The sequence below is a fragment of the Roseateles terrae genome, assembly GCF_014192155.1.
Lineage (GTDB): Bacteria > Pseudomonadota > Gammaproteobacteria > Burkholderiales > Burkholderiaceae_C > Roseateles > Roseateles terrae.
In genome coordinates, this window is record NZ_JACHXO010000001.1 from 403,511 (window position 1) to 417,346 (window position 13,836).

General features: G+C 66.7%; 9 protein-coding genes. 2 read left to right on the top strand and 7 right to left on the bottom strand.

Going from position 1 to position 13,836, the window contains the following annotated elements; all coding sequences use genetic code 11:
* Nucleotides 1-33 precede the first annotated feature (33 nt).
* Entirely contained in the window at nt 34-3,888 is a 3,855-nt protein-coding gene (locus FHS28_RS01690; RefSeq protein ID WP_246409401.1) for an ATP-binding protein, read from the bottom strand.
* A 165-nt stretch (nt 3,889-4,053) separates the two neighbouring features.
* On the opposite strand from FHS28_RS01690, the gene FHS28_RS01695 reads away from it, so the two are divergent.
* Nucleotides 4,054-4,530 (top strand): SixA phosphatase family protein, encoded by a 477-nt coding sequence (locus tag FHS28_RS01695; RefSeq protein ID WP_088449382.1) that lies wholly within the window; start codon nt 4,054-4,056, stop codon nt 4,528-4,530.
* A gap of 39 nt (nt 4,531-4,569) precedes the next feature.
* The gene (paeA, locus tag FHS28_RS01700) at nt 4,570-5,940 is read left to right on the top strand and encodes a polyamine export protein PaeA (protein WP_088449381.1); all 1,371 of its coding nucleotides are present in this window, start codon (nt 4,570-4,572) and stop codon (nt 5,938-5,940) included.
* Between the two features lie 34 nt (nt 5,941-5,974).
* Here the strand turns inward: paeA and FHS28_RS01705 are convergent, their stop codons facing one another.
* From FHS28_RS01705 to FHS28_RS01730, 6 genes are all read right to left on the bottom strand, one after another.
* Complete coding sequence (locus FHS28_RS01705; protein WP_088449380.1) at nt 5,975-7,918, bottom strand: helicase HerA domain-containing protein; 1,944 nt, start codon at nt 7,916-7,918, stop codon at nt 5,975-5,977.
* Nucleotides 7,919-7,988: 70 nt separating this feature from the next.
* On the bottom strand, nt 7,989-8,714 hold the full coding sequence (locus FHS28_RS24000) for a lytic transglycosylase domain-containing protein (protein WP_246409403.1): 726 nt from the start codon (nt 8,712-8,714) through the stop codon (nt 7,989-7,991).
* Nucleotides 8,715-8,782: 68 nt separating this feature from the next.
* Nucleotides 8,783-9,865 (bottom strand): type II secretion system F family protein, encoded by a 1,083-nt coding sequence (locus FHS28_RS01715; RefSeq protein ID WP_088449378.1) that lies wholly within the window; start codon nt 9,863-9,865, stop codon nt 8,783-8,785.
* Nucleotides 9,866-9,880: 15 nt separating this feature from the next.
* Nucleotides 9,881-11,686 carry a GspE/PulE family protein gene (locus tag FHS28_RS01720; protein WP_088449377.1) on the bottom strand — a complete coding sequence of 602 codons (1,806 nt, stop codon included), beginning with the start codon at nt 11,684-11,686 and terminating at the stop codon, nt 9,881-9,883.
* A gap of 1 nt (nt 11,687) precedes the next feature.
* Nucleotides 11,688-12,401 carry a hypothetical protein gene (locus tag FHS28_RS01725; RefSeq protein ID WP_088449376.1) on the bottom strand — a complete coding sequence of 238 codons (714 nt, stop codon included), beginning with the start codon at nt 12,399-12,401 and terminating at the stop codon, nt 11,688-11,690.
* 7 nt (nt 12,402-12,408) lie between these two features.
* Nucleotides 12,409-13,827, bottom strand: coding sequence for a type IV pilus inner membrane component PilO (locus FHS28_RS01730; protein WP_088449375.1), 1,419 nt, complete (start codon nt 13,825-13,827; stop codon nt 12,409-12,411).
* Between the last annotated feature and the right edge of the window lie 9 nt (nt 13,828-13,836).

Sequence of the window (13,836 nt, forward strand, 5' to 3'; positions counted from 1 at the left end):
AACGCCCGGATGTCGCCGGGCGCCGCGAACTGCTCACTGCAGCGCTGCAATCGTCCTGAGCAGGGTATCCGGATCGGCCGGCTTCACCACGTGCGCATCGAAGCCGGCCTTCAGGGCCCGCTCCCGATCTTCCTGCCGCCCATACCCGGTCAGGGCGACCAGCCGTAGCGTCGCCCACGCCGGCTGCGAACGGATCTGCTGTGCCAGTTCGTAGCCGCTCATGCCGGGCAGACCGATGTCGAGCAGGGCCAGATCCGGCACCGCCTTTGCCAGCTGCCGCAGGGCATCAGCCCCGCTGTGCACCTGCGCCACCTGATGGCCTTCCATCGACAAAATCATCGCCAGGGAGGCCGCTGCGTCTTCGTTGTCGTCCACCACCAGGATGCGTCGGGGCGCGCCGGTCGGCAACGCCACCGGGGACAGCTCCGCCGCGTCCTCCGCCAGGAGGGGCAGCCGCAATTCAAAGCGGGCGCCCCGTCCCGGACCTTCGCTGAAAGCCGCCACCGAGCCCTGATGCATCTCAGCCAGCCGCCGCACCAGCGACAGGCCGATGCCCAGCCCGCCTTGCGACCGGTCGAGGGCACGCTCGCCCTGCACAAACAGATTGAAGATCTGCGGCTGGAGCTCCGCAGGGATGCCGATGCCGTTGTCCGTCACCGTGATGACGGCCTGCCCGCGCTGCGGATCTTCCTCCAGGCTCAGATGGATCAAACCCTCCGGGTCGGTGTACTTGGCGGCATTGGTGAGCAGATTGGCCACGCACTGCACCAGCCGCGCCTGATCGCCGCGCACCCGCAGCGGCCGCCCGCTGGTCATCGAGAACTGATGCCGACGCTCGCGCATCAGCGGCTCCACCGTCTCCACCGCCTGGGCCAGCACATCCACCAGCGCCACCGGGCTGAGCCGCAGCTGCACCCGTCCCTGGGTGATGCGGGAGATGTCCAGCAGGTCATCCACCAGCCGGGTGAGCGTGCCCACCTGACGCTGGATGATGCTCACCATGCGACGCGGCCGTTCGTCCGGCAGCTCCAGTCGGGTCAGCACGTCGCTGGCACTGCGGATGGGCGCCATCGGATTGCGCAGCTCGTGGGCCAGCATCGCCAGGAACTGGTCCTTCTGCCGGTCTGCCGCTTCCAGGTGCTGGCGGGCCTGGACATGCGAAGAAATCTCCCGGAAGTAACACACGACCCCCAGCCCGCCTTCGGCCAGCGGAATGCGGTGGATCTGCCAGTCATAGGCTTCCAGCCGGCCGTGATCGCTGCGCTGGGCAATGAACTCCGGCGAATGGAAACTGTTGCCCGTGTGCAGGGTGGTCCAGAAGCTCTCGCTGATGTCGGTTGCCAGCGCTTCGCCCCACTGACGATGCAGCATGGCTTCGAAGTCGCCGCCCGCCGCATCCTCCGGTCGGCTGAAGGTGGCACGGGCCGCCGGATTGGCATCGCGCAGATGCAGGCGTCCGTCCACTTCATGCACCAGAAAGACGCCGATGGGCGCCGCATACAGCAGGGTCTCGAACTGCGCATTGCGGCGGCGCGTTGCAGCATCGGAGGTCTGGCGCATGTGGCGCAGCTCCAGCAGCGCGCCCAGCCGCGCCAGCAGCTCGCGGGCGGAGAACGGCTTGATCAGGTAGTCGTCCGCGCCGGCGTCCAGGCCTTCGATGCGGGATTCCTCACCGGCGCGGGCCGACAGCAGCACCACTGGCGTCAGCCGCAGCGCGTCGTCGTCGCGGATGGCCGCGAGCAGGCCCATGCCGTCCAGGCGGGGCATCATCACGTCGGTCAGGATCAGGTCCGGCGGCTGGCGGCGGGCCGCCTCCAGCGCGGCCCGACCGTCCGGCACGGCCTCGACGTCGTAGTAGGGGGCCAGCAGCTCGCGCACATAGCCGCGCATGTCGGCGTTGTCATCGGCCAGCAGGATGCGGGCGCCGAAGGTGTTGGCAAATCGCCGGTCGGTGGATGCCAGGGGGGGCGGGGCCAGGACGTCAGGGGCCAGTGCCGGCTCCGCATCAGGCAGCCAGCGCATCGCCTCATCCACAAAAGCCCGTGCGGCCGAACTGCGGGCCATGCGGCTGGGCTGGCGGCCCCGCTGCTGGTCGGGCGGCACATGGGCTTCACCCAGGGGCACCGTCAGCCGGAAGGTCGTGCCCTGCTGCGGCGCGCTGCTCGCTTCGATTCGGCCACCGTGCAGTTGCACCAGCTCCTGCACCAGCGCCAGGCCAATGCCGGAGCCCTCATGGGTACGGCCTTCCACGCCGGCAATCCGGTGGAAACGCTCGAACAGCCGCGGCAACTCGTCGTCGGCGATGCCCACGCCGGTGTCGGCGACGGTCATCCAGACGTGGTTCTCGTCCTGGCCCATGCGCAGCGTCACGCCGCCGGCCAGGGTGAACTTGAACGCGTTGGAGAGCAGGTTCAGGACGATCTTCTCCCACATGTCCCGGTCCACCATCACCGGCTCGGACATCGGCGGACAGTCCACCTCAAAGCGCAGCCCGGCTTTTTCCATCGCGGAGCGGAAGGTGCTCGCGATATCACGGGTGAGGGCGGCCAGATCGACCGGCTCGAAGTAGGCCTGGGCACGGCCGGCCTCCAGGCGGGAGAAATCCAGCAGCGCATTGACCAGACGCTGCAGCCGGTTGGCATTGCGCAGGATCAGCGAGAGCCGCTGGCGCTGCACCTCGGTGAGATCGCCGCCGACCATCAGCTCCTCCAGCGGGCCCAGCATCAGGGTCAGCGGAGTCCGGAACTCGTGGCTGACGTTGGAGAAGAAGGCGGTCTTGGCCCGGTCCAGTTCTGCCAGGGCCTCCGCCCGTCGGCGCTCTTCCTCGTACGCCTGCGCGTCGGTCAGCGCCGCGGACAGCTGACCGGCCACCAGGTTCAGGAAGCTTCGATACCCCTCATCCAGCGGACGGCGCGGGCTGCATCCCACCATCAGGAAACCGGTCAGCTCTGCACCGGAGCCCTTGAGCGGCAGCAACAGGCCCTGGCGCACCGGTTCGGCCCAGCCGTCGATGCTCAGATGCAGGGACAGGGCTTCCAGCGAAGGCAGGTCCTGCGCCGATTGCTGCCGGTACAGCCCGGCCAGCGGCCAGCCGCTGGGGGCGTCGTCCAAGGACATCACCTCCGGCAACTGCGCCGCCTGTGCAGGGGCGGTGGACAGCTCCAGCCGCGCGGTGCGCTCGCCCGGCTGCGTCAGGTACACGGCGGCGAAAGGCACGTCGCGCGAATAGTCACCCAGCACCTTGCAGGCATGGTGGCAGCACTGGTGCAGATCTTCAGCACCGGTGGCGCGGGCGGCGAGATCGCGCAGCACCCGCAAGCGCCGCTCATCAATCACCCGCTCGGTGACCTCGGTCACCACGCACAGCATGCCGGCGACCTGATCGTTGTCATCGAACGCAGGGCTGTAGGAGAAGGTGTGATAAGTCTCTTCCTTGAAGCCACTGCGCTCCAGATAGAGGAGAAGGGCTTCGTCCCATGTCGCTTCTGCATGGGTCAAGACGTGTTCGATGCGCGGGCCGATGTCAGGCCAGATTTCTTCCCAGACCTTGTCGGCGCGTTCGCCCAGAGCCCAGTCGCGCTTCATGCCGAGCGTGGGCATGTAGGCGTCGTTATAGAAGAAGCGTAGCTCCGAGGACCACGCCATCCACATGGCGTACCGGGAGTCCAGCATGATGCGCACGTGGGTGCGCAGTGACTGCGGCCAGCTGTCCGGTGGGCCGAGCGGCGTCTGCGACCAGTCATGCTTACGCATGAGCGCGCCGACTTCACCGCCGCCGCGAAGAAACGGCGGGGGGGTGACGGCGGAGTTCGTTGGGCTCAGGCCCGTGTCGTTGATATCGGCGGCGCCGATCACGTCGCCGGCTTTGCCACCAGTAGGGGAAGGCATGCGGTCAGGCTCCCAGATCCAGATCGCTGGTCGGACCAGTCTACCGGTGTGACGCAACTCCACACGCCGTTATTTGAACCTGTGCGGTGGAAGTACGGAGAGGGTTAGCCTCGCCCCCGTCGGGCCTGTCAATTGCCCTGTCGCACAAGATATCGAAGGACGGTCATGGATCTCATCTTGTGGCGGCATGCGGAAGCCGTCGAACCGGGGCCCGGCATGGACGATATGTCCCGGGTGCTCACGACGCAGGGCGAACGCGACGCCGGACGCATGGCCGATTGGCTGCATCGTCATTTGCCTCACGACACCAGCGTGCTGGTGAGCCCCGCCGTGCGGACCCGGCAGACGGTGCAGGAGTTGCGCCGTCCCACACGCCTCGTCGAGGACCTGGCACCGCGCAAGGGAGCGCAGGCGATGCTGGACGCCACCGGTTGGCCCCATGCCGGCAAACCGGTGGTGGTCGTCGGGCATCAGCCCACGCTTGGCATGGTGCTGGCACATCTGGTGGGTGGCGTACCACTGCAGCAGGCGATGCCCTGGCGCATTCACAAGGCGGGGCTCTGGTGGATCCGCTGCGAGCACCCGCGACAGGACCGCCCCGGCGTGGTGGTGATGGCGGTGCGCATGCCTGACCTGCCCTGATCGCAAGGCGGTGCGCGTCGGCAGACGCAAGCATGAGGCATGGCGCGCCCTGAGCCGCCCGGTACACTGGCGGCTGTTCATACTCCGAAAGCTGCCTTGAGTTCCAGCCTGCTCTTGATTGTTGTCCTGATTGCCGCCAGCGCATTCTTCTCGATGGCGGAGTTGTCTTTGGCCGCGTCCCGTCGCCTGAGGCTTCGTCAACTGGCGGATGAGGGAGACAGTCGCGCGGCGCAGGTGCTGAAGGTGCAGGAGCAGCCCGGCTACTACTTCACCGTGGTGCAGATCGGCGTCAACACCTTGGCCATCCTGGCCGGTGTGGTGGGCGAGGGCGCATTGACGCCGCATTTCGAGGCGCTGCTTCGTCCGGTCATGGAGATCGACAATGCGCAGCGACTGGCGTTTGCGCTGTCCTTCGGCTGCGTGACCATGATGTTTGTGGTGCTGGCCGACCTGCTGCCCAAACGGTTGTCGATGAACGAGCCGGAACGGGTGGCCATGACCCTGGTCGGCCCGATGATCTTCCTGACACTCGTGCTGCGGCCGGTGGCCTGGGGGCTGAATGCCCTGACCGATCTGCTGCTGCGCATCCTCGGCCGCCCGGTCAAGCCGGACAACACGATCACCCATGCGGACATCCTGGCGCTGGCGGAAGCCGGACATCAGGCCGGTGTGGTGGCCGATGCCGAACAGCAGGTCATCGAAAACATCTTCGAGCTGGACACCCGGACGGTGGAGTCCTCGATGACCTCGCGCGAGCGCATCGTCTACTTTTCGCTGGACGACGATGAAACCCTGGTGCGTACGCGCATTGCGGAATCGCCGCATTCCACCTATCTGGTGTGTGAGCAGGACATTGATCAGGTGGTCGGTTATGTGGATGCAACCGACCTGTTCCAGCGGGTGCTGCGCGGAGAACCGATCAGCCTGCGGTCCGACCCGGCGCTGATCAAGAAGGTGCTGATCGTGCCGGACCGGCTCACCCTGGCCGAGGTGATGACCCAGTTCCGTCAAGCGCATGAAGACTTTGCGGTCATCGTCAACGAATACAGCCTGGTGGTGGGCGTGATCACCCTCAACGACGTGATGTCGACGGTGATGGGCAGTCTGGTCCACACCGATGAAGAAGAACAGCAGATCGTCCGCCGGGACGATGGCAGTTTCCTGGCTGACGGCATCACGCCGATTCCGGATGTTCAGCGCTCGCTGGGCCTGGACGAGTTTCCGCATCCCGGCCAGTACGACACGCTGGCCGGATTCCTGATGGTCATGCTGCGCCGCATTCCCAAGCGCACCGACGTGGTGGAGTGGGAAGGATGGCGCTTTGAAGTGGTGGACGTGGACAGCCACCGCGTGGACCAGGTGATGATCACCCGGGTGCAGCCGCCGTCCAGGGACACCCCGCACGACTGAGCGGGGCGCTCTGGGACGCTCTGGGCGCTGCGGCTCAGCGCATCAGCAGCGTCTTGCCGTCATACCGATTGGCCTGCACCGGCACCGGATAGCGGTGGGACGCGGTCAGTGCCCGCATGAAACCCGGCGTACGGGAGCGCATCAGGTCCTCTTCCATGCCGCGGAAGGCATATTGCACCGTGCTGAGAATGGTGGTCTCGTTCTGGCTGGAGAGGTGGCCGATGAAGAAGTTCTCGGTCTGGGCCAGCAGGTCCTGGTTGATGGTCGACGGCGACTGCGTCGAATACACGATGCCGATGTTGAACTTGGCGCCTTCCTTGGCAAAGCGCGAATAGACGTCGATCACGTTGCCGGCATTGGGGGGGAAGATCATGTGCGCCTCTTCAAAGTAGATCTGCACATACCGGCCCGCCATCTCGTTGCGGACGAACTTGCCTTCCTGATGCAGGAACACCGCGCTGGACAGCGTCTTGGCGAAGTAGCGGATGATCCGCTCGTTGGCACTGCCCAGGTCCACGATGACGGTGCCCCCCTGATCGACGGTGGCCAGGATCTCGGTGATGAAGTTGTCCACCCGCGGGGAATGGAACGGCGTGGCCGGGCGTAGCACGTAGGCGCCCGCGCCGGCCTGCGGATAGATGAAGTGCGCCATGATTTCCTCGTCGGCATCGAAGAGGAAACTGCCTTGCTTGCGCAAGGTCGGGTCGTTCGGATAACTCAGGCTGAAGCGCAGCATCAGGGAGATTTCCGCCACCATGTCGGCGAAGGTGCGCGGCTGCGGCGGTGGGCTGGAGCCGTTCACCGCCTGATAGGCGGACAGGCGGAGCGGCTGATTGAACCCCGGGTTGAAGGGCTGGATGTAGCCGTGGGCCTGCAGCGTTTCGGTGAGCCGCGCCTCGTCGTGCTCAAAGCCGGCGTGATGCAGCACCGTCCAGAAAATCATCAGCTTGCGCAGACGTCGCTGCACCACATCGGCCGACTCATCCGGATTGAAGCGCAGCCCGGGCAGGCGGCAGGAGAGCAGCGGGCGGACATAGTCCGACTCGGCCACATCGGCCGGCAGCAGCTCTCGCAGCGTGGTCATTGCATCTTCCGGCCGCTCATGGAAGTTGAACCGCAGCAGCTGGCTGTTGGGGCCGCCAATCTTGCCTTCGGAGAGGTAGTAGAGGTTGCAACGGTCGGCATAGACGCTGCCGATGTTGTCGGCGCCATCTTGCGGGTTGCTGTTGGCATATTCGCCGTTCACATCAAAGATGAGTTGGCCGACATCCCGCCGTTCGGCGGTGACATCCATCATCCCCTGCACCAGCAGCTTCACCACGTTGGACTTGCCCAGCCGGGTCTTGCCAAACATGGCGGTGCGGCGGCCGCGGATGTCCAGCATCGACAGGCAGCTGGTGACCGGGTGCTGCTGGTAGACCTGGGATTCGTCATGGCGCAGCAAGCCGAAGCGGATGCGCTGGTCCGCGGTGACGGTGCCGTTGATCAGCAGGTCCTGCATGCGCGGCGTGGGGGCGAAGACGCCGTAACGGTCGGCATGCAGCAGGTGACCGGGTTCGCCGGCGAAGCGCGGCGTGTGGGAGAGCGCTGGAGGGGTGTCGCGGTAAAAGGCGCCCAGCACGAAAAAGCGCACCAGCATCAGCTCGCTGTGCGGTGCATGGCTGCCCGAGTGGCGCTGCATCAGGGTGTCGATGCGTTCCCGGACGCCGGAGCTCGCATCCGGCCAGGGCGGGAAGTCGAGCAGGCGCAGCAACAGCAGGCGATCGGTGCGGACTTCGTGGTGGCTGGGGGGCTGGTCCAGGCGCAGGGCCGTCTGGCGTGTGGACGTCTCGACCATGAAGCAGAAGGCGCCCCGGCACAGCGCCGCCTGATCGTCCCAGTGGGCGCGGTCGGCCATCATCAATACCTGGTCGTGACACAAGGTGACTACGGGCCCCAGCCACTGGCTGGGCAGCATGTCTTCGGGATGAACGAGCATAAGAAGGTGGGAGACAAGAAAAAAAGGCCGATGCTCGTGGGAGCCTCGGCCGGTGCAAAGCCTCGCAGGACTACGGCGAGGTGTGGAAGGAGGGGGCGGAGGCGTCCGCTTGGGCAGAGGCGGAGTGGGCGCGGGGCGGGCTCAACTGGTGCAGCCGCTGAAGCACCTTGCCGGCATAGGCGGCACGTTTGGCGGGGTCCCGCGCGTTGTAGGCGCCCAGCGCATTCACCGTCGGCCCGAGGCGGACCAGGTTGTCCCCCAGGATCCACGCGCCCACCAGGATGTTGGTGCAAGGGTCCCAGAGGTCTTCGGCGCGGATGCCATAGCGTGCCAGCACCGGGGTCCAGCTCGAGTTGATCTGCATCAACCCAATGTCGGTGGAGCCATTGGTGTTGCGGTTGACCGCCCGTGGATTGAGGCCCGACTCCTGCAGGGCGATGGCCTGCAACAGGTGGGCGGACATGCCGTAGCGGCGGGAGGCCCAGTCGAAGCACTGGGCCATGGCGGGCGTGAGTGCATGGGCGGCCCTGCGGGTGCCGGTGGGCCGCGCTGCTGCTGTTGTGGACGTCCTGGTTGACGTTTGAGTGCGCGTCTGTGCGGACGTCCAGTCCGAGGCGGGGACCGTGCTGGTCCGCCGGGCTCGGCCGTTGGCGCCGTTGAGGGGCGATGGAGTGGCTGCGGCGGTGGCAGCGTCGCCAGCGGTGCCAGCAGAGCCAGCAGTGACGGCAGCGGTCGCAGTGCCAGCAGTCGCGGCGGCAGCAATGGTGGTGCCGACGATCGCGACAGCCAGGACCATCACCAGCCACCTCAGCTGAAGCGGAAGCAGAAGCAGCCGACCCCCCGTGGCCTTGATCCGCCGCGTGTTCATCGCGTCTGCACCGTAGGGATCTGCTGGATGCCGCTCTGCATCTCGAAGGCCGTGGCGAAGAAGCCCGCCATCATGCCGGCCAGGGTCAGGCCCGCCACCGCCATCAGCGTGGAGTTGAGCCGGCTGGCCGAAGCCTGGATGCTCCGCTCGATGCGGTCGATCGACCCCACCCCGATCTTGACGAAGGCCGCAATCGGGTCGCGCCGCTCGGAGGCATCCTGCACACGGTCTTCCAGTGCGCCATTGAGCACGCCGGTCGAGAAGGCTTGACCGAACTGAGTGGACTGTTCCGATGACAACCGGGACAGAATCTCTCGCAAGTGCCACCGCATCCAGGGCGAACTGAACCGGGTCGCCCGCTCCAGCGCCGAACGCAGGGACACGCCGGCCCGCATCAGCGAAGAGATCGAGACAATCAGCATCGCACCGGAAAAGTCCCGGTACAGGCTGTAAGGCGCCAGTCGATCCAGCCGACGTCGCATCGGCCCCTGCCAGCGGGGCAGGGACACGCCAAAGGCCACCAGCAACGCCACCACGCCCAGCGCGATCAGAATCCCATAGTGGCTGACGACATAAGACACGGCGTAGAGACCGCGGCCGATGGCGGGCCATTTCTCCGGCGGCAGCAGGTCCGCCAGCACGGGCACCGCGAAGAGGGAGAAGCCAGTCATCAGTCCGGCGAACAGCACCAGCAGGATCAGCGGATACACCACCGCCTTGCGGACGGTGGCGATCATCCGGTCCACCTTTTCCACCGTCTCGGAGAGGAAGTACAGCCCCCGCGCCAGCCCGGTGTCCCCGCTGCCCTGAATGGCGTCAATCAGGATCAGTTCGGTGGTGGGCACGACGCCGATCAAGGATTGCGACAGCGATCCGCCCATCGCCTCCCGCAGCATGTGCCGGTAGAGGAGGGCGTCGCCCCGTGAGCGGGTGCGGCCACGGGCTTCGTATTTACGCAGGATGGTGAACAGCGGCACCTTGTCTTCCAGGGCGCTGGCCATGTCGTAATAGAAGTCCGCCCGGCGCTGCTTGAGCCGATGCGCAGCGGCGCGAAACAAAATCCAGTCGATGATCTGCATGGAGGCGGGGGTGTCTTAAAGCAGGGACTGGGCGAGTAGTGAAGCCCGGCCAAAGGTTCGTTCGAAGTAATAGGGGTCGACACGGCCCTGAGACAGGTCATACAGCACATGTCCCCAGGCTTCCTTGCCATCCATGTCCGGATCGGTGAAGGGCGCCTTCTGCCGGCTGCGCCAGTAGCGACGGGCTTCCAGGTCCCGGCGTTCCAGCAGCAGCTCCAGCAGGTGCAGGTCCGGAACGATGACCTCGGCGCCCACCTTCAGGCCCATCGTGCCGTTGCGTTCGCCGACGCTGTAGTCGATGAGCGGCTTGCGGCAATGAGGACAGCCGGTGTCGCTGGCGCAATGGATCTTGTCGATGTCCAGGCCAAAGCCGCGGGCGTAGACGTCCAGCGCTTCGGAGGACATCACCTCGCGGGCGGGGCGCTTGCAGTGGTCGCAGTTCAGCGGCACCAGCACCTGGTAGACCAGGGCGGAGATGAACTCGGGGCTGCACAGGTCATCCCGCTGCAGGCCGACGATGTGCGAGTTGAGCCGGCTGATCACGCCCAGGGCCGAGGTGGCATGCACGGTGGAGAGGATCTTGTGGCCGGTCTGAATGGCCACCTGGGCCATGTTGGCGGACAGCGAATCCCGGATTTCGCCGAACAGGCCGACGTCCGGGTCCATGCGCAGGAAGGACAGCATCGCACCGTGGAAGGGGTTGCTGCCGGCGGTGGCTTCGAGTGCTCCCCGCTGAATGGACAGATGCGACGCCCCGGCCAGCTCATATTCCACCGGGTCTTCGATGGTGATGAGCTTGCGGGTGCCCTCCCGCGCCAGGTAGGCCAGCATGGTGTTGAGGGTGGTGGTCTTGCCCGACCCGGTGATGCCCGCCACAAAGATGCCGCCCCAGGCGGAGCTCAGTGCATCGTGCAGCCGGTCCACCTGCCAGGCTGTGAAGCCTAGCCGGTCCAGCGTGAGCTGCTGCGTACGGGCGGCATTGTTGGAGCGCAGGATGCGCATCACCACATCCATGCCGCCGACGGCCGGATGGCTCTGATAGCGCAGGGTCAACCGGAGGTCCGGCAGGTCCAGCGGAATCATCGCCGTCTGTGGCACGCCGCCGTTGAAGGCCACTTCGCTTCGGGAATTTTCCTCCGCCAACACGGTGTAGGCGGCCGACACGGCGTCCATCACGATGCGGGCGGGGAAGCTGCCGAGGGTACGCATCAGTCCGTCCAGACGGACCCGGGCCCGGCCGATCTCCCCGCGCAGTTCCAGATGCAGGTCGCTGGCGCCGGCCAGCACACAGCGGTGGATGACGGTCCGGAACCATTCCAGCGGCGACGAATTCGCGACCATCGTCTCGATGGCGCGGGCCGATTCCCCCGCGCCGTCATTCACGTCCCGGCGTTCGCTGCGGTAGGAGATGAGTTCAAAGATCTCGGGTTCGGCGGTGAAGAAGCCCTGGAAGTCGAAGCCCAGTCGCTTGCCCGCCTGGACCACGTGGTACCAGTCGGGACTGCGCAGTTCCTCCTCGGTGGACAGCACCAGGAAGCGCTGCGCAGGCAGGGCCAGCGCCATCAGCTTGTTTTCCTTCTCGCGGGAGACCCGCACCTGCCGTTCTTCCCGGCCCGCCATCACGTTGTCCGACACGACCGACAACACGCGGTCGAAGGGCGGCAGATGGGCGTAGTCGGTCAGGTGCCGGGACGACGCGGCAGGGGCGCTGGCAGTCCCGCGGCCGGGGGCGTCCTGGCTGGCGGCGTCCCGGCTGGCGGTGTCCCGTCGGGGCGCATTGGCATCGGCTGAAGGGGGCTCTACGGTGGCATCGGTGCCCATCTCAGTGGCCTTGCTGCTGGGACAGGGCCATCTGCCCCTCCAGGGGCAGGCGGCTGGCGCGCAATGCCGAGGGCGGGAGCGCTGCGCTGTTCAATGCACTGGCGGGCAGGGGATCGGCGCCACCGCCGACACCCGAGAAGGAAAACCCTCCCATGGAACTGCCACGGGCCGGTGCAGGCAGCATCAGGGACGACGCTGCCTTGCCCCCGGCCGCCGAGCCGCCGGACAGGGAGACCGTCACGCCGCTCGGGGTGATGGCGCGCACCTGCCAGGGGCCGACCTGAGGCGTATGACCCGGGCTGATCGCCACGCGGTGGATGCGGCCTTCATAGAACAGCTCGGCCTGCAGGCGCTGGCCGACACCCGTCAAGGACCACACACGCGGCACTTCCGAGTGTTTGGTCGCAGGCGGAGGCGGAGGCATCGCCGAAGGGCCCGGGGCGGCCGGCGGAATCTCGTTTCCCAGCATGCGGCGCGCCGCCGCATCGAGCTCCTGGGCTTTCTTGCGGCGCGCGGCGTCGATGATCTGCTGCATGGAGGTGGATGAGGCGGTGGTGCCGTCTTCCGCTGCGACAGCGGCAGGTGCCACGGCGAACTGCGCGAGGCTCACCGCCAGCAGCCCACCTGCGGCGCGGGAAAAGCGCCGCGCGGAGGCGAGGCGGACGATGCGGGCGATGCGGGCGAGGAAGCCCCGAACGATCGGTCGACGTGACACGACGACGTCAGAAGTTTTTGCCTTTGGCATAGATGTGTCCGGTGAGGGTGTAGGTGATCTGGCCGGCGTTCAGCTGAACCGTGAGGGTGTCCGGCACGGCCGTGGGCGACAGGTCGATCGAGGGCAAGGACCAGAGCCCGTCCGTCACCTGCCAGGCCAGGCGCACCACCGGGCGATGAAGGACACCCAGGTTGGTGACGGTGGGCGGGCCAAAGAGTTGGGCGGGTTTGAGCATGGCCGCCTGAGAGCTGCCGGCGACCAGGGCGACATCCTGCAAGCGGCTGCCCCAGGTCTGGGTGACCGTCTCCACCTGCGGCAGCTGCTCGCGCGCCAGCACCGCCGGCACGGGGCCGCTCTCCACCCAGGTGTAATGGGTGGTGATGGTGGCGCCGAGCAGGTCGTTGCTGTTGTTGTCCGCATTGAGCTGCGGGTCGGGGCTCTGAGGGTCCTGGGGCGGCCGCGTCAGGAAGTCGCTGAAGTTGCCGAAGTTGCGGCTCCAGGTGGCTTCGCAGTCCGGACTCGACTGGCTGCAGGTGAAGCGTTGCAGCGCCCAGCCTTCACGGCTGAGCGGTACACGGTTGAGCAGCGCGCGCCAGCGGTCCAGCACCGCATTGCCCGGCTGGCCGGCGCTGCGCAGCATCGGCTCGATGGACCGCTCGTAGAGGCGATTCGGATCGTTCTCCTGTGCAAGTCGCGCGGCCGCTTCGGCGGCCTTGCGTTGCTGATATTGGCTCCAGAGCGTATAACCCACGCCGGAGCCGAGCAGCACCGCCGCCGTCACGCCACCGGCGACCGCGCGGCGCAACATGCGGTTGACAAGGGGACGCACCAGCGAGCCGGTCTCCGGCATCTCGAAGATGGTCTGGACCTGCAACGGCTCGCCGTTGGCCACGACGTTGGGCAGGTCGGTGGCGACCCGCACGTCCTGGTCGATGTGGATGTCCCGAAACTCCTTGAGCAGCGCCAGCGCGGATTCCAGGTTGTTGACCAGCCGGTCAAAGCCCGGCACGGGCCGCCGGTCCATCAGGCCAATGAAGGCCACCCGATTGCCGGCGGACAGCACCACGGCTTCCGCGCCGCCGGAGGAGAACCGCTCGATCAGCATCACCACTGCGGAATGCGGCCGACCGGGGCCGGGCTGCAGCCCGCGGGCCAGACCGATCAGGCTCTTGTCCGGCAGCATGGTCGCGAAGCTGTAGCCCAGTTTGCGGGCACGCTGGAACTCCGCATCCGGATGCCCGCGGTCCTGGGTGGGACTCCATTCCAGCTCGAAGATGACGCGGGTGCCGGCGATGATGCAGGTCTTGGCAAGCGCGGTGGCGCCCGAGCCGCTGCCGGGGAGCTCCTTGGAGAAGCCATCGGACGCACCGGCGAATTCACCACGGTTTACGCCGCCGGAGCTGCCGGCGCCAGGATTGAAGGCCATGGCTCTCCC